Annotated in this window: 19 protein-coding genes; 4 read left to right on the top strand and 15 right to left on the bottom strand. The window is 44.6% G+C overall.

The window, feature by feature from the left end; all coding sequences use genetic code 11:
* Nucleotides 1-174: 174 nt before the first annotated feature.
* The 10 genes from ACZ5NL_RS05770 to ACZ5NL_RS05725 all read right to left on the bottom strand — a co-directional run bounded on the left by ACZ5NL_RS05770 (nt 175) and on the right by ACZ5NL_RS05725 (nt 10,031).
* Nucleotides 175-918 carry a sulfite exporter TauE/SafE family protein gene (locus tag ACZ5NL_RS05770; protein ID WP_464843341.1) on the bottom strand — a complete coding sequence of 248 codons (744 nt, stop codon included), beginning with the start codon at nt 916-918 and terminating at the stop codon, nt 175-177.
* A 21-nt stretch (nt 919-939) separates the two neighbouring features.
* Nucleotides 940-1,485 (bottom strand): adenylyl-sulfate kinase, encoded by a 546-nt coding sequence (cysC, locus tag ACZ5NL_RS05765; RefSeq protein ID WP_464841274.1) that lies wholly within the window; start codon nt 1,483-1,485, stop codon nt 940-942.
* A 5-nt stretch (nt 1,486-1,490) separates the two neighbouring features.
* Nucleotides 1,491-2,909 carry an alkaline phosphatase family protein gene (locus ACZ5NL_RS05760; protein WP_464841272.1) on the bottom strand — a complete coding sequence of 473 codons (1,419 nt, stop codon included), beginning with the start codon at nt 2,907-2,909 and terminating at the stop codon, nt 1,491-1,493.
* A gap of 5 nt (nt 2,910-2,914) precedes the next feature.
* Nucleotides 2,915-3,850, bottom strand: a complete 936-nt coding sequence (locus tag ACZ5NL_RS05755) for a DHH family phosphoesterase (RefSeq protein WP_464841270.1) — start codon at nt 3,848-3,850, stop codon at nt 2,915-2,917.
* 28 nt (nt 3,851-3,878) lie between these two features.
* On the bottom strand, nt 3,879-5,018 hold the full coding sequence (sat, locus tag ACZ5NL_RS05750) for a sulfate adenylyltransferase (protein ID WP_464841268.1): 1,140 nt from the start codon (nt 5,016-5,018) through the stop codon (nt 3,879-3,881).
* 29 nt (nt 5,019-5,047) lie between these two features.
* Nucleotides 5,048-5,275: a ribbon-helix-helix domain-containing protein gene (locus ACZ5NL_RS05745; protein WP_087036090.1), complete on the bottom strand. Its 228-nt coding sequence runs from the start codon at nt 5,273-5,275 to the stop codon at nt 5,048-5,050.
* Nucleotides 5,276-5,587: 312 nt separating this feature from the next.
* A complete protein-coding gene (locus tag ACZ5NL_RS05740) occupies nt 5,588-6,952 on the bottom strand; it encodes an ATP-binding protein (protein ID WP_464841267.1) in 1,365 nt (454 codons plus the stop codon).
* A gap of 270 nt (nt 6,953-7,222) precedes the next feature.
* Nucleotides 7,223-8,173, bottom strand: a complete 951-nt coding sequence (locus ACZ5NL_RS05735) for a UDP-N-acetylglucosamine 3-dehydrogenase (protein ID WP_464841266.1) — start codon at nt 8,171-8,173, stop codon at nt 7,223-7,225.
* 132 nt (nt 8,174-8,305) lie between these two features.
* A complete protein-coding gene (locus ACZ5NL_RS05730) occupies nt 8,306-9,403 on the bottom strand; it encodes a DegT/DnrJ/EryC1/StrS family aminotransferase (RefSeq protein WP_464841264.1) in 1,098 nt (365 codons plus the stop codon).
* A 22-nt stretch (nt 9,404-9,425) separates the two neighbouring features.
* On the bottom strand, nt 9,426-10,031 hold the full coding sequence (locus ACZ5NL_RS05725; protein ID WP_464843339.1) for an acyltransferase: 606 nt from the start codon (nt 10,029-10,031) through the stop codon (nt 9,426-9,428).
* Nucleotides 10,032-10,103: 72 nt separating this feature from the next.
* On the opposite strand from ACZ5NL_RS05725, the gene ACZ5NL_RS05720 reads away from it, so the two are divergent.
* Together ACZ5NL_RS05720 and ACZ5NL_RS05715 are read left to right on the top strand one after the other, a co-directional pair.
* A complete protein-coding gene (locus ACZ5NL_RS05720) occupies nt 10,104-11,312 on the top strand; it encodes a glycosyltransferase family 4 protein (protein ID WP_464841263.1) in 1,209 nt (402 codons plus the stop codon).
* Nucleotides 11,293-12,198, top strand: a complete 906-nt coding sequence (locus ACZ5NL_RS05715; protein ID WP_464841262.1) for a glycosyltransferase family 2 protein — start codon at nt 11,293-11,295, stop codon at nt 12,196-12,198. The genes ACZ5NL_RS05720 and ACZ5NL_RS05715 overlap by 20 nt, the downstream gene beginning before the upstream one ends.
* Here the strand turns inward: ACZ5NL_RS05715 and ACZ5NL_RS05710 are convergent.
* Together ACZ5NL_RS05710 and ACZ5NL_RS05705 are read right to left on the bottom strand one after the other, a co-directional pair.
* The gene (locus tag ACZ5NL_RS05710; RefSeq protein ID WP_464841261.1) at nt 12,178-13,062 is read right to left on the bottom strand and encodes an alkaline phosphatase family protein; all 885 of its coding nucleotides are present in this window, start codon (nt 13,060-13,062) and stop codon (nt 12,178-12,180) included. The genes ACZ5NL_RS05715 and ACZ5NL_RS05710 overlap by 21 nt on opposite strands.
* A 6-nt stretch (nt 13,063-13,068) precedes the next feature.
* Nucleotides 13,069-14,061 carry a glycosyltransferase family 2 protein gene (locus ACZ5NL_RS05705; RefSeq protein WP_464841260.1) on the bottom strand — a complete coding sequence of 331 codons (993 nt, stop codon included), beginning with the start codon at nt 14,059-14,061 and terminating at the stop codon, nt 13,069-13,071.
* Between the two features lie 111 nt (nt 14,062-14,172).
* Between ACZ5NL_RS05705 and ACZ5NL_RS05700 the strand changes: the two genes are divergently transcribed.
* Complete coding sequence (locus tag ACZ5NL_RS05700) at nt 14,173-15,159, top strand: sulfotransferase (RefSeq protein WP_464841259.1); 987 nt, start codon at nt 14,173-14,175, stop codon at nt 15,157-15,159.
* A gap of 90 nt (nt 15,160-15,249) precedes the next feature.
* Here ACZ5NL_RS05700 and ACZ5NL_RS05695 read toward each other — a convergent pair whose 3' ends face one another.
* Nucleotides 15,250-16,245 (bottom strand): sugar phosphate nucleotidyltransferase, encoded by a 996-nt coding sequence (locus tag ACZ5NL_RS05695; RefSeq protein ID WP_464843338.1) that lies wholly within the window; start codon nt 16,243-16,245, stop codon nt 15,250-15,252.
* 103 nt (nt 16,246-16,348) lie between these two features.
* On the opposite strand from ACZ5NL_RS05695, the gene ACZ5NL_RS05690 reads away from it, so the two are divergent.
* Nucleotides 16,349-17,314, top strand: coding sequence for an NAD-dependent epimerase/dehydratase family protein (locus ACZ5NL_RS05690; protein ID WP_464841258.1), 966 nt, complete (start codon nt 16,349-16,351; stop codon nt 17,312-17,314).
* A 332-nt stretch (nt 17,315-17,646) separates the two neighbouring features.
* Here ACZ5NL_RS05690 and ACZ5NL_RS05685 read toward each other — a convergent pair whose 3' ends face one another.
* On the bottom strand, nt 17,647-17,874 hold the full coding sequence (locus tag ACZ5NL_RS05685) for a hypothetical protein (RefSeq protein WP_464841257.1): 228 nt from the start codon (nt 17,872-17,874) through the stop codon (nt 17,647-17,649).
* 37 nt (nt 17,875-17,911) lie between these two features.
* The gene (locus tag ACZ5NL_RS05680; protein WP_464841256.1) at nt 17,912-18,448 is read right to left on the bottom strand and encodes a stage II sporulation protein M; all 537 of its coding nucleotides are present in this window, start codon (nt 18,446-18,448) and stop codon (nt 17,912-17,914) included.
* Nucleotides 18,449-18,459: the final 11 nt, after the last annotated feature.

Here is an 18,459-nt window from a genome sequence, read left to right as displayed (position 1 = left end):
CCCCGGGTTAATAACTTTTTGTTAATGACCTCGCTATCCTCTGCTTGTTCCGCTCAGCTTTCACCTTATTGTCCCTTTCAAACGGCAAACAATCCCTTTTATGATTCCAGCCTGTCCCACTAAAAGCCCAAAACGATGTATTATCCCCGGAGCTGGCCCGATCGGTTGGAGGTCTCACCAACCAGCCTGCTGGAGGAGTATAACAATCCCGATGATGAGGATAAGGACGTTGATAACTCTCTTCAGCTTATCCCGGTCAGCCCTTCTGTTGATATGGGTTCCCAGATAAACGCCCGGGACGGTGCCGAGGATAAGGAACATAGCCAAAGAGTAATTTACCCTATCGAGGAGAGCATAGTTCAGAAAGCCAAACGATGACAAGACCAGTCCATAAACTATTGTGACTCCAACGACTTCTCTCGGGTTAATCTTGGCAAGGTTCATGAGGGCAAAGCTCACTATAACACCGGCCCCGACTGAAGTAAACTGCACCGTTAACCCCACTATAAAACCCAAGAGATACAGGTACTCCCTTCTGGCCCTTACTGGGACTTTAACTTCTCCCCTGACCAGGCTTAAGGTAGAGGTCGTTAAAAGCACCCCACCAAGAAGAAGCGTAAGGTATTCATCTAAGACCGCCCTATCAACAACTCTTAGGAGAAAGTTCCCTAATATTATCGCAGGCAGACTTCCAGAAAAGAGTCTCAATGCCAGATCAGACCTTAATTCATTATTTCTCTGGTGGAAGAAGACACCAAAAATCCTTGTAACGGTGGCGTAGAGCAAATCGGTGCCAATGGCTATAACCGGCTCTACCCCAAGGAAAACCAGGGCTGGTGTCATTAAGGCCCCACCACCAATCCCGGTGAGGCCAACTAGGGTTCCCACAAGAAAACCGAGAGGGATATAAAAGATTATGCTCAACTTTTTCCCTCCAAATTAAACATGTGCATTCAGGTATCCAAGTTCTCTGGCCTTCCTCAAAACGGCCTCGACCTCTTCCTCGGGCGTCATCTTTGAGCTGTCAACTTTGACCTCTGGATTTTCAGGCTCTTCATAAACCCCATCGTAGCCCGTAAGTCCTTTTATTTCTCCCCTTAAAGCCCTAGCATAAAGCCCTTTTGGATCCCTTTGAATCCTCACCTCGAGAGGAGCGTAAACATAGACCTCAATGAAGTTCCCTATTTCCCTCCTCGCATACTCGCGGACGGCTCTGTAGGGAGAGATCAGAGAGACTATCGCTATCACCCCGTTCCTGCTCAGGAGCTTTGCCATGTGGATAACAATCCTGTTGTGCATCTCCCTCGCTTCCTTTGAAAAGCCCAGCTCCGGGTAGAGGGTCTTCCTTATTACATCCCCATCCAAAATCTCCACCCTGTAGCCCCTTGACTTAAGCCTCTTCTTCAGTGCATGGGCCAAAACAGTCTTTCCTGCTCCACTTGGGCCAGTAAGCCAGATTGTAAAACCCTTCTCCACCTTTTGCATAGACCTCACCTAATTACACTCCTCCCCCTGAGCGGTTTTCTCATCCCAAAGAGTTTGAGCACTGTGGGTGCAAAGTCATAAATTGTCAACTCCGTCCTCCTGGCTTCCCTCATTCCGGGTAAATAGAGGGAGAACACACCATATTCAGCATGAACGGCATCATCTGGCCCCAAATCATTCTCCAGGAGGTAGGGCGTTTCATAGCCAAGGGTTCCGGCAGCACGCCAATTCAAATCATCCAGATAAACCATCAAATCGGGCTTGTCTCCCTTAGCTACAGGGTAAATCTCCTCCGGGTAGAACACTTTAGTATCCCACTTCTCACCGTTTGGCCCTCTTATACTTTTTATCTTATCTGCCACTTCGTCCCTAACCTTCTCATATTCGGAGGGCTCGATTATGCCATGTGGCTCCCTTCCCCTAACGTTGAGAAAAACCCTTGAGTAGTAGCCGCCCCAGCCCCAGGCTATTGTTTTACTCCAATCCACATCAAGCTCGTTAAACCTTACCTGTCTCCCTTCTTTCAAAATCTCGGGGTTCCTGATCTTTAACAGCCCCTCTTCAATCAGCCACTGGTTTATGGCAAAAGCTCCTTTCATGGCCTTTATTCCGTGATCAGAAACCATCATAACAGCGGTTTCATCAAGATCGAGAAGCTTCAAAGTTTTGCCTATCTCCTCGTCGAGAAGTCTGTAGTAATTGGGGATGACGTTTTTGTAGGGGTTATCGTCGCCCGGGTATAAATGGTGGTTCTCGTCGAAGTACTTCCAGAATGCGTGGTGAACCCTATCAAGGCCGATCTCCACGAACTGGAAGTAATCCCAGTCCTTCTCCTGAATTAAATACCTTATAACTTCAAACCTCTTCCTGGTCATCTCCCAGAGCTGTTCCCTGGTCTCGTCCCTGTTCTCCTTCCTGAAGACAACGTCAAAGATGTACTCTCCCACAAGCCTCTCGATTTCACCCTTGAGCTCCTTTGGATAGGTGTAGTCAACGGATGCATCTGGAGTTATGAAACAGCTCACAAGATAACCGTTTACCCTCTTAGGCGGATAACTCGGAGGTATTCCGACTAAAATCGACTTTTTACCCTTCTCAGCTATATAATGCCACACAGCCTTTTCCTTAACCATTAAAGCGTGAGCGATCCATATATCGTTGTAAGTTCCCTCTTTCCTATGTCTAAAACCATACAGGCCAAGTTCACCCGGTGTTTTGCCCGTGGCCATAACCATCCAAGCGGGAATCGTAATGGCGGGGATTGTGCTCTGCATTGGGCCGTAGATTGATCTCTCCACAAGCCACTTTATGTTCGGCAAATCATCCAAGAATTTACCAAACAGCAGTTCAGGGGGGGCTGAGTCAAGGCCAATGACAAAGACCTTTTTAACCTCCCCAATTCCTTTCTGTATTTCTTCTTTCATGTCCATCACCTCAAATGAGCGTTAATTATCTCCAAAACTTTCTCAATTCTACCTCTCTCACATATACATCCCAAAACCTCTCTTTTACCACCTGCGTTAAAGCCCTCTTTCCTAAGTTCAGCGATTATTTGGGACATATCCACCTTTTCGACCATTTTGGAGGAGATCCTAAAGTAGATCTGAGCCTTCCCGTGGAAGTTCTCATTGACAGCTATTGCACCTTCGTAACCAACCTCCCAGACCGCTCTTCTGGCCACCTTGGAAATTATGTTAAAAGGGCTTCTGAAATGAATAAAGGCAATTTCACCTCTCATCTCCGCCTCCGAAAGAGCCTTTTGAACTGCCTCCTCTATTGCCCCACTCTTTTTGATCCACGGTTCATACCTTAAGATATCTTTAACGGAGTTTTCAAGGAGGACACTAACAGCCCTCTCCACGCTCTCCCTCTCCATTGCGATGTAGTTGGAATCTATGAGCTCCACCATCCGTAAAGCTTCCTCCTTTGTAACTCCTTCCTTTTCAAGGAGCTCTCTAACTCTTTGGATCTCAAATGCCCTTTCTCCTATATCGCCGATGGCCCCCAAGGCGCTCCATGCGTTCCAGATATCAAAATACCGGGAAACAACAAAAGAGGCCGAATGGGCCTCACCAGCCTCAAGGGCCGGGTTTATCTGCTTCACCTTTGGATTCCTGATCCTTGGCTGGATGTGGTGATCCATGAAGATAACTTCCTTCTCAACTTCCTCCACCTCATGGGGCAGGTTCAGATCGAGAACGTAGACCCTTTCGGCCCTTTTAATGGCCCTCTTTATCCTCCCATCAAAGCGGAACTCCCCTATGGGTGGGGTTAAATTCTCGAATTCTTCCAGATTAAGGGCCTTAATGAGTAGAGCGGCTGAAGTCACGCCGTCGGTGTCCCAGTGGTGGATGATTAGATGCATCTAACTCACCTGCAAAAATTAAAGGAGCTTAACCCACGAAGGGGTTCTCGAAGCTCCTCACGACCTCGAAGACCTCGGGGCGCATCATGTATTCCGGAGGTTTTTCATTGTTCATTACCATCCTTCTAAGCTTTGTGCCGCTTATGTGAACGTGGAACTCCTCATAGTGGGGGCAGATCTTTGCGTTGACCATTCCGCCGCATTTTCTGCAGTAGAAGGACTCGCGGATGAACATGGGCGTTATTCCGAGGTCCGGGAACTCCTCAAAGAGATCCCACGCCTCGTAGGGCCCGTAGTAATCCCCAACGCCGGCATGATCCCTTCCGACTATGAAGTGCGTTGCCCCAAAGTTCTTCCTCATTATCGCGTGGTGTACGGCTTCCCTCGGTCCGGCGTAGCGCATTTCGTAGCGGACCGTTGCCAGAGTTGCCGCGTCCTTGGGGTAGTAATGTCTGAAAAGGGTCTCGTAAGCTTTTATTATAACCTCATCCCTGTAGTCGCCCTTCTTCTTCCTTCCAAGGACCGGGTTGATGAAGAGGCCGTCAACGAAGGTTAGCGCGGCTTTCTGAACGTATTCATGACCCATGTGCGGCACGTTCCTCGTCTGGAAGGCCACTACACTCCTCCACCTGCGTTCCTTAAAGAGAACCCTCGTTTCGACCGGCCTGAGGGTGTACTCCGCAAAGGGATTCGGAAGCTCGTTCAAAAGTTCGATCTCACCGCCTATCAGATAATCGCCCATCTCCATAAGGCGGGCCACGCCCGGATGGGCCCTATCGGTGGTTTTGAACACGTGCCGGGCAAACTCCTTCTTATCGTATGTGTAGATCTCCTCAACATGCATTCTGGCAATTGGAAAATCTTCGTAGTAGAGAAGAACCGCATCACCTTCCTCAAACCCGGGCCTCTCAACGTCAAGAATAATTGGAATGGTCCAGGGAGTATCATCGCTGAGACGCATGTGATCCAGAACACTCTCGAAATCTTCTCTATTCAGGAAGCCCTTCAGGGGAGAATAAACACCATGGGCAATGTTCTCCAGATCAATAGCCCTTCCATGGTCAATTTGAACTCTAGGATACTCGTGCTGCTCACTTAGAATCCTCTCCCTCGTCTTTGGGGCAACTATTCTTCTAATCAGCTTTCCTCCGTGTGGCTTAGAAACCATGAAGATCACCTAAAAAAAGTTTTAAAGAATTAATCAAGGTATCCCAAAGCGCGAAGCCTCTCCTTGACCTTCTCCTCTTCCTCTTCGCTGAAGACCTCTTCCTTCTCCTCCTCTTCGAGGCTCGCCAGAACCTCCCTCAGAACGTAAGTTACGTAGTCTGAAACTGAAGTGAATCCAGTACCTTCGATTCTCTTCTTTATCTTCTCATAGAGCGGCTTCGGTATGGAAACTGTTGTGTATTTCCTCTCCTCATCCATAATAAACACCCCCACTTTTAATGACATATGATTACATTTAATTAAACTTAATTAAATCTTATAAATGTTTCCCAACCTAAAAGACAAACTTTGCTTCCAGCAGAAAAGACCATGTTCACTTAGTGAATAATTCAGCAAGTGAATAAAGTGTGTTTTATTGTCTTTTGAAAGCCTCTCAATGCTTCAACTCTATCAAGAATCGCTAGTGAAATGTTCATACATGATTATGATAATCTAGTTTGAAATACTTAAACTCAATAAACGACCTAAAAAATAGAGAAAGAAACGGTTAATTGTGAGATCAATGTATAGTCAGAGTTCTGAGAGATCAGAAAAATCTTTTAAATCCCACACAAGCCAATCCTCACTCTTTAGGGCTTCTTTATCCTTGATTCTCTTTGCAATCAGTCCATAGTGTTTCTCTAAGGTATCCAGTTTAATATAATCCCCCTTGCGCTTTAAATCCCTCAAAATGCCCCTAGCCTCCCTTCTACTCAATTTTTTCCACTTTACCTCCACCAGCAGAGCCTTCTTTTCATTTTTGTTCAATGCGACGAGATCAATCTCCTCGTTTTTACGCCACCATCTCCCAATCTCTGTAAACTTGAATGGGAGCTTTCCAGCTTTGTTCAAGCGCTTTAAGAACTGTTCTGCAACTTTTTCAAAAACATGTCCAAGATAATGAGTGTATTCCTTCTCAAAACCCTTTATACGTCCAAACTCTAAAAGCTGAGAACGATTGGGGTAGACAAAACGAAACCAGAAAGTAAAGTAGAGATCGCTAAGGTAATAACGGGCATTCCTCTTCCGTTCAGGTTCACCAAGAGGGTGCCTCTCTTCAACTATATGGAGAGTTTGAAGGTTGTGTACGTATTGAGAGACCGTTGAGTTAGGAAAGCCTGTAAAGCTCACTATCTCTCCGAATTTTGTATTCCCAAAGGCAATAGCTTTGAGAATTGCGAAATAACGAGCGGGCTCCCGCAACTCACTCCGCAACAAAAATTCCGCCTCATCAAACAGGGGCTTATTTGGTTGAAAGACCTCTTCGAGATCCTCACCAGCGTTTAATCTGAACTGCACTTCTTTTATGTAAGCTGGAATACCATCTGTTATACCATAAATCCTTATTAGTTCTTCCCAACTCTTTTCAGGGAAAAATCCACGTAAATGGAAAAAATTCAGGGGCTGGAGCTTTATTGATAGGGTTCTCCTACCGTAAAGAGGACTCTTATAGCCCAGAACATGGCTCTCCATGATGCTTATTGAAGAGCCTGTAATCACTAGTTTAAGATTTTTGGCGTTGTCCCATATTTTTTGAAACTTTGAAATTATTCCTTTGTTCGTTTTAATTAAATTGGGGAACTCATCTATTATCACAACAACCTTACCTTCATCAAGAAGCTCAAAAAGTTCCTCCCACGAGAGCTCAGCTTTTGCTATTAGCGGGTTGTTAAGCGTCCTCGCCACAATTGACCTAAAGTTCTTCAGGTTCTCATCCTCAAGTGTCTCCTCAGCAAAAAAATAAACATGATTTATGTTCTCCACCGATTTACGAACTAATTCAGTTTTTCCAATTCTCCTACGCCCATAAACTATTGCCAGCTCTTTTCTATCACTCCTATATGCTTTTCTCAATGCTTCAAGTTCAGATGAGCGATTAACAAATTGTTCATACATGATTATGATAATCTAGTTTGAAATATTTAAATTTTTCCTCAGCTCAAAGGGAATATTTTGAAAACTCAGCAAAAGTTCTCCAGTACACAAACTTTAATACCTCTGTTCCGTCTTTAGCGCCTTCGTCCGCTCACGGCACATAACATTGAAAGCTACGGCCAAATTTCCAAATATAATTATCCTTCTATCCAGCGTAGTTGAATTCAAAACCGTATCAAGTTCACGTCTTTGAATAATAGTCAAGGTACTCCAAGAGAAAATATAAAGAGATTATTTGGGCCCCAAATCTATCGCTTCGTCCCTCTTAGCGCTTTCCAAAGCCTTTATGGCAACAATCAAAGCATGGAGGCCCTCTTCCCCATTTACTAATGGCTTCTCGTTCTTTTCAACACAATCAACAAAATGTTCAAGCTCATTCCTTAAAGGCTCTTTAAACTCTACTTTTGCCTCCTTAACCCACTCATGGTTGTACAAGATAAGCTTCTGGGTTATGTAATTCAATTCAGCTATCCCTTTAGTTCCAACCACGGTAAGGGTTCTAACCTTGTGAGGAGTAAGCCAGTTGGTCTCCACAACCCCCGTGGCGTTTTCAAATTCGAGCATTATTATTGCATAATCCTCAAACTCAAGGGGGTTCTTTGCACTTCCAGCCCTGGCATAAACTTTCCTCACATTTCTCCCAAGTAAAAAGCTCATAACATCAATATCATGAACCCCTAAATCTATTATAACCCCAACATCTTTGATCTGGGGAGGCAACGGCCCCACGCGCTTTGCAGTGAGCGTAACAACTTTTCCAATTGAAACTTCATCCAGAATTTCTTTCAACTTCAAAACACCCGGGTTGAACCTCTCCACGTGCCCGACCATCAGGGTAACGTTGTTCCTCTTAGCTGCGGATATAATATCCCTGGCACTTTCAATGCTCTCAGCTATGGGCTTTTCCACCAGAACACTAACGCCATTTTCAATAAACTCCATGGCAACCTGCCTGTGAAGGGAAGTCGGGACGGCTATGCTAACGGCATCTACCTTACCTATTAAATCCCTGTAATCACCAAAAGCATTTGTTTTAAATTTGGAAGCAATCTCCTTAGCCCTCTCAACATTGGCATCAGCAACACCAACAAACTCTACCTTTCCTTCCTTTGACAGCTCGGAGTAGATCCTTGCGTGATGTCTTCCCATGTTCCCAACACCAACAACACCTACACGAAGCATTTTAATCACCTGATCATCATCCAGTACCGCTCTTTTCTCAATCCCTTTTTCTTGAGTTCTTCCAAGTTCATCTTTAAGACCCTCAACAAACTTAATTTCAGTATAGGAAACGCTATGTAACCATCACCGTTTCTACGAATAGCCGATCTCTTTAAGTGTCCGCGTTATGTAAGCGATCTCTTCCCTTCCAACGGCCGGATGTACGGGCAGGCTCAGCACTTTCTTCGCGGCTTCAATTGAGTTCGGACAGCAGTCTTTTGGATAGCCGAGCTTCTGGTAGAATGGCTGATGGTGAACCGGGATTGGATAGTGCACAGCCGTTCCGATTCCCCTTTCTCTCAGCTTTTCCATGAGTTCATTCCTCTCCACGGGGAAATCCTCCACCTTTATAACGTACTGGTGAAAGACGTGCTTAACCCTCTTATCCACGTACGGCGGGATTAGGCCATCGATCTCCCTTATTCCTTCCGTCAGAGCCTTAGCGTTCTCTATTCTCCTCTCGTTCCATTTATCCAGTTTTTTAAGCTGGACTCTACCAATAGCTGCAGCTATGTTGGTCATCCTGAGGTTGTACCCGAGCTCCACGTGGAGGTACTTCTCGGCCTGTCCATGGTTCCTTATGAGTTTCGCCCTCTTGGCAAGCTCCTCGTCACTGGTAACCACCATTCCTCCCTCACCAGTCGTTATGTTCTTTGTTGGATAGAAGCTGAAGGCGGCTATATCACCGAAGGTTCCGACTTTCTGGCCCTCAAACTCTGCTCCATGGGCCTGGGCACAGTCTTCAATGAGGTAAAGTCCGTGATCCTCTGCAATCTCCTTAAAAGCCTTCATATCGGCCGGCTGGCCGTAGAGGTGAACAACCACTATAGCTTTGGTCTTCTCATTGATCTTCTCCAGAACATCATTTGGATCAAGGTTGTAAGTTTTAGGATCGATGTCCGCAAAAACCGGCCTTGCGCCCTGAAAGAGTATTGAGTTGACAGAGGCTATGAACGTGAAGGGGGTGGTTATGACCTCATCCCCTGATTTAATCTTAAGGGCCTTTAAAGCAACATCCAGAGCGGCCGTTCCGTTGATCACGGCTATTCCATGCTTTGCACCCAGATAATCTGCAAACTCTTTTTCAAATGCCTCAACTTCCTTTCCGCTTGCAAGCATTCCACTCTTCAAAACATCAACAACGGCGTTAATCTCTTCCTCCCCGATTAGGGGTTTAGCAATTGGTATCATCTTCAACCCTCCCTTTAAATTTTCATAGATCCTTTTCCTTTAAATACCTCTCATAGTCTTTCCTGCTAACTTTAACCTCCCGGCCGCAGTGGGAACATCTAAAAATCACGTGCCTTCCATCTTCCCCAACCTTTTCCTTCAGTGGCCTTCCGCAGTAGCAGACGAAACCCTTTAACCTCGCGGGGTTTCCGAAGACAAGCCCAAAGGGTGGAACGTCCCTGGTTACAACAGCCCCTGCTCCGACCATGGCATATTCGCCTATCGTTACCCCGCAGACTACCGTCGCATGGGCCCCTATTGAGGCGCCTTTTTTAACCAGAGTCGGAACCACTTCCCATTCCTCATTAAATGCTCTTGGATAGAGGTCGTTCGTGAAGGTCATGTGCGGGCCGAGAAAAACGTCATCCTCAACCTTAACACCATGATAAACGCTCACTCCGTTCTGAATCTTCACGTTGTTGCCGATCTCAACATCAACGTCTATGTAAACGTCCTTGCCGATGTTGCAGTTCTTTCCTATCCTGGCTCCCTTTCTTATATGGGCAAAGTGCCATATCCTCGTCCCCTCCCCTATTTCGGCACCTTCCTCCACGACCGCAAGGGGATGAACGAAATAACCTTGACTCATTATCAACACCACAAACTATTGAAGCCCTAAATTATAAAAGCATTGTTGAGATAAGTGATGTGAGGTATACCAATGGGTGTAAAAGCAGATCTAATAATATTTTCCCAGACTTTCCCACCGGAGAAGGGTGGAAACGCATCAAGGATGGGGGATCTGTACAAATACCTAGCCAAGCTTGGGGTTAAACCTACTATTGTCTCTGCAATTGAAACTTATCCTTTCGGTACATTCCCTAAAAAATTCAAGCTTGTAAAAAAGGATGGGAATTTAATCAGGCTCTTTACGTATCAACCCAAAGAAGAGGCCTCAAGTATTGAACGGGCCTTATACTACACAGTTTTTCCAATTTTTGCAAGCATCTGGTTAATTTTAAACAAAAAGTCGACGGACACAATTTTAATCACATCTCCTCCACCCCAGATGTACATAGTAGCGTTGACTGGAAAAATGCTAAAGAAGAAAGTTATAGTTGATATTAGGGATTTATTCCTGGATGTCAGCGTAAACCTTGGGTTTATAAAGAAAGGTAGTGTTGTTGAGAGGATTTTCAGGTTTCTGGAGTCCAAGGCCCTTCAGAGGGCCGATGCAATCACCATAGTCACCTCAAGAATAAGGAGACAGTTGATCGAGGAATACGGGATAGAGCCAGGGAAATGCTATGTGATTCCAAATGGTGTTGATCTGGAAAAATTCAAATGCAACACTTCAAAAAGAAGGGTACAGATGGTGTACACCGGCTACTTCGGTCATGCCCAGGATTTTGAAACCTTCCTGAGGGGATATTTCCTCCTGGACGAGAAAGACAGGATCCCCATCGTCCTTGCGGGCGGTGGGGAGAACCTAAAAGAGACTCTTGAGATGGTTGAGGAGCTTGGCCTGTCCAGATGGGTGAGGTACGTTGGAATGCTATCTAGGAAAGAGGTCGTGAGTCTTCTTTGCTCTTCCACCATGGGTGTGGCTCCGATAAAAGCCGATGAAAGCCTGAAGTATGCCATTCCTTCAAAAATCTATGAGTACCTCGCATGTGGGCTCCCCTTTGTGGGAGTTGGGGCTGGGGAGATCGAGAGGATTGCCGAAGAGAGCGGGGCAGGATGCGTTGGAAGAACTCCAGAGGAAGTTGCCGATTGTATTAAAAAACTTTTAAATTCAAATCCTAAAAAATTGAGGATCCGGGCTCTTAGATACGCTGGAAAGTTCAGCCGGGAGAACTCTGCTAAAAGACTTTTAGGAGTTTTAAAGGAACTTCATGGGAGGAAATGTAATGAGGAGCATGAAAACTAAGAAATACATCCTCGTAACCCCTGCAAAAAACGAAGAAAAAACTCTCCCGCTACTTGCCAAGAGTATCCTTAATCAAAGCATTAAGCCCGATCTGTGGATTATTGTAAACGATAACAGCGTTGATAAAACGGAAAAGATCATAGAAGAACTTTCAGAAAGGTATAGATGGATTGTGGGCCATAACCTAAGGGACAAGTTCTTTGAGTATGATTCTACCTATCGGTATTCCGTTGTTGTTAGGGAGGGTTTCAGGGTTGTTAGAAAAACTGCACATAGACTGGGGATTCCCTACGGGTTTATTGGACTTGTAGATGCGGATTTTATTTTAGAAAGGAGGTTTTTTGAAAAAATTCTGAATGAATTTCAAAAAGACCCCGAACTGGGCATCGCCAGTGGGGGAGTTTACGTATTAAAGGGAAAAAAGCCGGTATGGGAGAGTACCAATCCAAAATTTGCCAGAGGAAGCCCCCGTATTTTTAGAAGGGAGTGTTTTGATGATATTGGAGGATACAGAAGATTCTATTCCCCAGATGTTCTTTCAAATTACATGGCGAGACTGAAGGGATGGAAGACCCTCCAGATTGTTAACGCTATGGCGGTTCAGATGAGGCCAACGCAGGAGAGATACGGCTACTACAAATCATCCATAAAGAGGGGATACGTTAATTACTACCTTGGAACTCCTTTCCTCTCGTTGTTGTTCTGGGTCCTCTACATGGGGCTGACTGACAGTCCAGTTAAGGCTTCAGGATTTCTTAAAGGGTACTTGGAAAAACTTGAGAAAAAAGAAAGCAGACTCGACAACAGGTGGGTGGTAGAATTTGCAAAAAAGGACATGAGCCTAAAAAACAACATTATGAAGGTATTACAGATGATCAAAGCCTGAGTTCTTGGATTTGCTTACAACCAGCTTAAAAAGATCTTGTGGCTTCTCTATAAGCTCTCCAGTATTGCTACTGAAGAAGCCATGGTCGGAGTGATCACCTCCACGGGGATCGTCTGTTATGGGCTCCATTCCATGATCGGAGATTATATAAAGCACATCATCATCCTCTAACTTGTCCGAGATCTTTTTGACGAGCCTGTTTATATCGAGATATATGTTCATGAGCTTGAGTTTTTTCCTGATGTAGAAGTGGGATATTTCATCCAGAAAGGGAGTGTACCAGAACATGAGTTCATAATCCCCATCAAGGGCTTCAAAAAGAGCTTTTCTGTCCCTTTCATAGGTTTTCATGGCGTACTTAACGAGAGGTCTCAGGTTCCCCCTAACTGCTTCAACCATTGCCGCTTTTACTTCCTCATTTGAAACGTTTCTGCCATAGGAAGGGATCCCGTTGGTCCAGCTCTTATCAAAGTAATCGAAGATTGTTCTGTACTTCCGGGTTTTGAGAAGGTAATCGTACGTCTTTTTAAAAGGGTCTGGAGCCATTATGTTTCCTATCCTTTGTTTAAGAGTTTTTGGCAATATTTTCGCCCCAATTTTAACGTAGAAGGGCTTTTTAATGGTTTTTGCCACCGGGCTTTCTCTGGCTATGAGTCTTTGCCGCCTAATAAATGGTTCCTCCACTTCAGGTATTGCTTTACCCGTTAACATGGACGCCCAAATCGGTGGAGTCACCACAACCTTAAAATCCGAGAGATCAGTTTTAGTGTAGGCAACCTGTTTGATATTTTTTAAATCCCACTCTTCGACCAGATTGTATTCAAGTCCATCTATTCCAAGCACCGTAACACGTTTCATTCTCATATCACCTCATTCCATCCAAAAGTTTATGTCTCCCCTTTTGATTCTATTGCGGTTTGAAAAAGCGAGCCACATAGCATTTATCATGTAAACTATCTTGACGGCTTTCTCTTTGTTGAAGCCAGACTTGAACAGCAGTATCGTGTGGAGCATCAGATCGCTGATCCTGCCAAGGATGTACCTAATTTTATTTTCGGTTGTATCTTCAAACAGTTTATAGAACAAATATAGATGGTAAACCTGCTTCATGATCTCGTAGTGTTTTGAAAGGAGCCTTCCACCGGGGGCTTCCTGATGTATTAACCGGGCATGGGGCGTCTGGTACAGTGAACCGGGAAAAAGCCTGTGGACCCGATAAGAGAAATCCTTGTCTTCACCAATTGCATATCTCTTAAGGCGTTCGTCAAATTCAACGTGCTTGAAAACCTCCTTTCGGTACGACATATTGGTTCCACTGAAGCTTTCCCGTTTTATAATCCTCGTGAGTTTGTAGGGAATAACCTCCGACAGAGAGGGCAGCTGTTTGTGAGTGTCTATCTCGTAGTAGCCATGCTGGAGTACCCACCAAAAGAATTTCAAAAAACCGGATTTGGCGAGTGGATTGTCGATGGAAACTCTGTTAACGATAAAACCCTGGACACCCTTAGTATTTGGATAGTCTGTATACACCTTAAGAAGACCTTTCAAGTAATCCCTGTCCAGAATAACATCGTCGTCAAGATAAAGAACAATATCCCCTTTTGCCAGCTTTGCTCCTGTGTTTCTGGCATGGGTTAGACTTGAACCGGGAAGAGAAACATGTCTCACAACAATCCCCCTATCTCGAAGCCTTTTGAATAGTTTCACAAACATGCCACTTACCTTCTTCCAAGAATCATCAGATGCTCCATTGATGATTATAACTTCCCTCGGGTGGACAGTTTGCTCCCCTATGGATTCCAAGCATTCCTTTAACTCTTCAGGGCGTTTGTAGAGTGTGGATATAACAATAGAAACATCCATGGCTATCGATATTCCATGTCATCGTTACCTTTAAAAAGATAACCAAACTCTGCCATAAATTATTTAAAAGTACTTTTTTATGGGTTTTTAATACCGGGAGGGAAATTAAAAATGAGACCACTTAATTTCTTGGTGTCCAAGGTTAACTATTCCATGGATCTAATAAACGCCCAAATAAAGGATTACAAAATTCAGGAAACGATTTTAATCTCCGGCACCCGTCGCTCCGGAACAACTTGGTTAATGGAAATCTTAGAAACCATCCCTAGCTACAGATCAATTTTTGAACCCTTCCATCCGGAATGGTATCCTGAATTCGGTAGACTTGGAATCCCTTATGACCCGTACGTTCCGACCCAGAAAGACCTTCCAAAGCTTAGAGAATATTTGTACAAGGTTCTTACAGGACGGGTGGGATCTCAGGTTCCTTTTAGGCACTACATCAGATTGGCTGAAGTGATCCGCCGGTTTAAATCTTCAAAGCTCATCGTTAAGTTCGTTCGGGCGAACACAATGCTCCCGTGGATCGCCAATGAGTTTGATGTCAGGGGAGTCTATTTCATAATAAGACATCCCTGTGCCACGATAGCCTCTCAACTATCAACTGGGTACTTCCCACGGATAACCATCGATCAACTTATAACCGAGGTCAACAGGGTGCCGGAACTTGCAGGAGATAGAGAACTGATCAGTCATCTAAGGAGCATTACTTCCGAGATAGAACGTTTGGCCGCCATCTGGGCATTTGAGAATTACATACCATTAGCTTCCCAGAAACCTCATCCGTGGTACACGGTAGTTTATGAGCGCTTGGTGCTGCGTCCCAGAGAGGAGCTGGAGAAGATCTTTGGGCATATACATGAAGAGATTCCAGAAGGTGCCCTGATGAAGTTTAAAACCCCCAGTAGGGTAACTAGCAAGACCTACGGAAAAGATCAGATCGGAACGGTGAAACAGCTAACAAAATGGCGTAAAAAACTAAGTGAGAGACAGATTAAGGCCATTCTAAAAGTTACAAATTGGTTTGGCCTCGATTTTTACACTGAAAACCCGGAACCAGACTATGACACCCTCATGAAGTGGGAGCCCTCGTTTTAAACAAACCTTACCAATATTTTCTTTATCATTCCAAGATCAACTCCAGTTCTTCTCTTATCACCAAAAGCACCTTCATACAACCCCTTAAGCTCAATCCCCCCTCTGTATCTTCGCATGCCCCCCGACCAAACTCTTCTTTAACTCCAGATTCCTTATTTCACATTTTTCATCAATTATTGAACGCCATATGGTTGAACCCTTTATCACCGTGGTATTGAATATGATGGAGTCACTCACGTCAGAGTTCTCAATTACACAGTTCTCCCCGATATAAGCATAGGGCCCAACTATTGACCGCCCAAGGATCTTAGCACCCTTTTTAATCACCACCGGCGGGATTATCTTGGAGTAGGGGCTTATCTGAATCTCCTCAATTTTGCTCTCCTTAAGCAAGGTCTTCATGGCCTCGAGGTAGCTATCGGCCGAACCTATATCGTACCAGTAATCATCGAACCTGTATGCGTGGATCTCAACACCATTTTTCAACAGCCACTCTATGAAATAACCCGGGGAATCCCTGTTACCATTCTCAAGGTACTCCTCAACTTTCTCCATCACATCCCCTGGAAAAGCATAAACTCCCGTGCTTATTAAAGTGGATTTTGGCTGCAGGGGTTTCTCCTGGAAATCAATGACCCTGTCCCCCTCAAGGAGCACGACACCGTAGCGCTTTGCGAGCTCAAAGTCGCCCACGTCATAGACGGCTATCAAAGGCTTTCCGGTGTAACGCTTCAAAAAGTCCTGCAGGGAAAAGGAGAACAGGTTGTCCCCGGCAACTATGAGGTAATCATCAACACCAAGCTCCGATACAGCGTATTTAATGGCCCCCATAGTGCCCAACTTTTCTTCTTCGCTCATGGTTTCCTCCACTATAAGCTCAACGCCGTTTTCCTCAGCCCACTTCTTAAAATGCTTCTCGAAGAACTTGTTGGTAGAGACATAAACTTCTAAATCCAGTTCCTTAGTCTTCTCAAGGATGTAATCAATGATGTATTTATCACCAACAGGTAAGAGGGGCTTGGGTTTGCCCTTTGTTATCGGCCACAGCCGTGTTGCATACCCACCAGCCATGATGAGGACTTTCATAGGGTATCCCTCCTTGTTAACCAAACTTATGATGCTAAGCAAAATACTAAAAACTTTTCCTAAAGCTTAAGAACTTTCCAGTAGAAGTTAGGAGGGTGATAAAATGAAAGTTCTCGTAACAGGCGGTGCGGGGTTTATAGGATCTCATCTGGTCGACAGGCTTATGGAAGAAGGCTATGAAGTTAGGGTTCTTGACAACTTAAGCGCTGGAGATTTAAAAAATATTGAACAATGGATTGGCCACGAGAGGTTTGAGTTCATTAAGGGCGACATGAGAGAAGCAGAAGTCGTAAGAGATGCCGTAAAAGGAGTTGAAGCAGTTTTCCATCTAGCCGCAAACCCCGAGGTGAGGATTGGCTCTCAGAGCCCGGAACTTCTCTATGAAACCAACGTTCTAATCACATACAACCTCCTTGAGGCAATGAGGAGGGAAGGGGTGAAGATTTTAGCGTTTACTTCATCATCAACCGTTTACGGTGAAGCTAAAAAGCTCCCAACTCCCGAGGATTACGGCCCAATGGAACCGATAAGCGTTTACGGCGGAGCTAAGCTGGCCGCTGAGGCCTTAATTTCTGGCTATGCGCATACATTCGAGATGAAGGCTATAGTTTTCAGGCTGGCAAACATAATCGGAAAGCGCTCCAATCATGGGGTTATCTATGATTTCATAAACAAACTTAAGGGTAACCCAAATCGCTTGGAGATACTCGGAGATGGAACGCAGAGGAAGAGCTACCTCCACGTGAGCGATACTGTCGAGGGGATGCTACACCTCTTTAAGGAGTTCCTTAAGGAGGAAAAAACCTACGATATCTACAACATAGGGAGCGAAGACTGGATAACTGTCACAGAAATAGCGGAGATAGTGAGCAGAGAGATGGGCCTAAATCCAGAGTTCTACTTTACAGGTGGCGTTGATGGAGGTAGAGGATGGAAGGGAGATGTTAAAATAATGCTTTTGAGCATTGAGAAAGCTAAAGCTAAGGGCTGGAAGCCAAAGATGAACAGCAGAGAAGCCGTTGAAAAGACTGTAAAGGAGCTTTTAGGGAGCTATGGGCATGTTTGCTGAAGAAGCTATTCGTAATGGGTATTGCAGATACTTCCATACGAATAAGCAGTACTGGATTTGCATGGATCCATTGCTAAAGGAACGTTTGGAGTTAGAAGCGACGTTGATCTGATTTCAGATCAGCTCTCTAAGCTGCTTTACGAGCCCGATAATACCCGGCGTATAAAAGAATACGCAAGCAAAGAGCTAAAAAAGATGATAGTGAAGAGTCATCCCCCTCACTCTTGACGCTTTGAAGGAGGAAATTCCGACAACGAGTCTCTAGAAGAAGTTAAAAACTTTTTAAGGATGCAAAAAGGCATTCTAAACGAATTGAGAGAGGATGGATGGGGTTAAGGAAATACATTAGGGAGAAAGAGGCAGCCCAAGAAAAAGCCAGTTAAGAGAACAATCAGTTTTATGAAGTTCCACAGAGTGGGTTCATTGCGTGCTAGGAATACGCCAGTAGCAACACTCATGGCTACTCTAAGAGTATAGTCCTCAATTACCCTCCAAAGGTAAAGCGTAAGAAGATATGCCATAAACACCCATACAGCTGACTTCAAGATCTTAAGTTTCACTCTATCCCCTCCTTTTTAGTACTAAATTAGGGATGCTTTAAAGCTCTTTTAGAGAATTACCTCCCAATTTTTCTGCTATCCAAATTGTGACAGTGCTCTCAATTACTGCTGCAATGAAAATCAAAATTATCGAGATCCCAACAAGCTTGAAGAATTCTTTGGCGTCTTCTTCGGTAATTATTTCTTCCTTTCTGCTCAAAGCAAATCTTAAGAGCTCGTAGGGAATTTTAAAGCCTGCAGCACCAGCTATGATAAGAGCAGGAATTTCAAAGATGCCGTGAGGAAGAACAAGGAGAAAGAAAGTTCTGAGATCGTTTAGAATTAGTGATTCATAAAACAGCGCCCCTAACTTCACACCATTTAGTGTTAGATTTAAGAACGATAAACCTCCGAGAGTTAATACTCCACCAAAAGAGAGTATTAAAGCCGCTTTTAGATTGTTGATGAAAATATAAGAGAAAGTTAGTTGCCCTCCTCCAAGTTCTTTTTCCAAAATAGACGTCATGTTGCTTTCAGGAGCGTTATATTGAGTTGAGAGCAAAAACCCCAAGAAAAACCCGATAAAAAATAGCAAAAATGAAAGAA

The organism is Thermococcus aegaeus, assembly GCF_055393685.1.
Note: the sequence above shows the minus strand (reverse complement) of the source record. Positions and strands in the feature narration are given on the sequence as shown.

Bases quoted from the DNA above. Each gene is read 5' to 3' on its own strand.
- cysC (WP_464841274.1), bottom strand. From the start codon at position 1,485: ATGCAAAAGGTGGAGAAGGGTTTTACAATCTGGCTTACTGGCCCAAGT.
- ACZ5NL_RS05760 (WP_464841272.1), bottom strand. From the start codon at position 2,909: ATGAAAGAAGAAATACAGAAAGGAATTGGGGAGGTTAAAAAGGTCTTT.
- ACZ5NL_RS05755 (WP_464841270.1), bottom strand. From the start codon at position 3,850: ATGCATCTAATCATCCACCACTGGGACACCGACGGCGTGACTTCAGCC.
- sat (WP_464841268.1), bottom strand. From the start codon at position 5,018: ATGGTTTCTAAGCCACACGGAGGAAAGCTGATTAGAAGAATAGTTGCC.
- ACZ5NL_RS05745 (WP_087036090.1), bottom strand. From the start codon at position 5,275: ATGGATGAGGAGAGGAAATACACAACAGTTTCCATACCGAAGCCGCTC.
- ACZ5NL_RS05740 (WP_464841267.1), bottom strand. From the start codon at position 6,952: ATGTATGAACAATTTGTTAATCGCTCATCTGAACTTGAAGCATTGAGA.
- ACZ5NL_RS05735 (WP_464841266.1), bottom strand. From the start codon at position 8,173: ATGCTTCGTGTAGGTGTTGTTGGTGTTGGGAACATGGGAAGACATCAC.
- ACZ5NL_RS05730 (WP_464841264.1), bottom strand. From the start codon at position 9,403: ATGATACCAATTGCTAAACCCCTAATCGGGGAGGAAGAGATTAACGCC.
- ACZ5NL_RS05725 (WP_464843339.1), bottom strand. From the start codon at position 10,031: ATGAGTCAAGGTTATTTCGTTCATCCCCTTGCGGTCGTGGAGGAAGGT.
- ACZ5NL_RS05720 (WP_464841263.1), top strand. From the start codon at position 10,104: ATGGGTGTAAAAGCAGATCTAATAATATTTTCCCAGACTTTCCCACCG.
- ACZ5NL_RS05715 (WP_464841262.1), top strand. From the start codon at position 11,293: ATGAGGAGCATGAAAACTAAGAAATACATCCTCGTAACCCCTGCAAAA.
- ACZ5NL_RS05710 (WP_464841261.1), bottom strand. From the start codon at position 13,062: ATGAGAATGAAACGTGTTACGGTGCTTGGAATAGATGGACTTGAATAC.
- ACZ5NL_RS05705 (WP_464841260.1), bottom strand. From the start codon at position 14,061: ATGGATGTTTCTATTGTTATATCCACACTCTACAAACGCCCTGAAGAG.
- ACZ5NL_RS05700 (WP_464841259.1), top strand. From the start codon at position 14,173: ATGAGACCACTTAATTTCTTGGTGTCCAAGGTTAACTATTCCATGGAT.
- ACZ5NL_RS05695 (WP_464843338.1), bottom strand. From the start codon at position 16,245: ATGAAAGTCCTCATCATGGCTGGTGGGTATGCAACACGGCTGTGGCCG.
- ACZ5NL_RS05690 (WP_464841258.1), top strand. From the start codon at position 16,349: ATGAAAGTTCTCGTAACAGGCGGTGCGGGGTTTATAGGATCTCATCTG.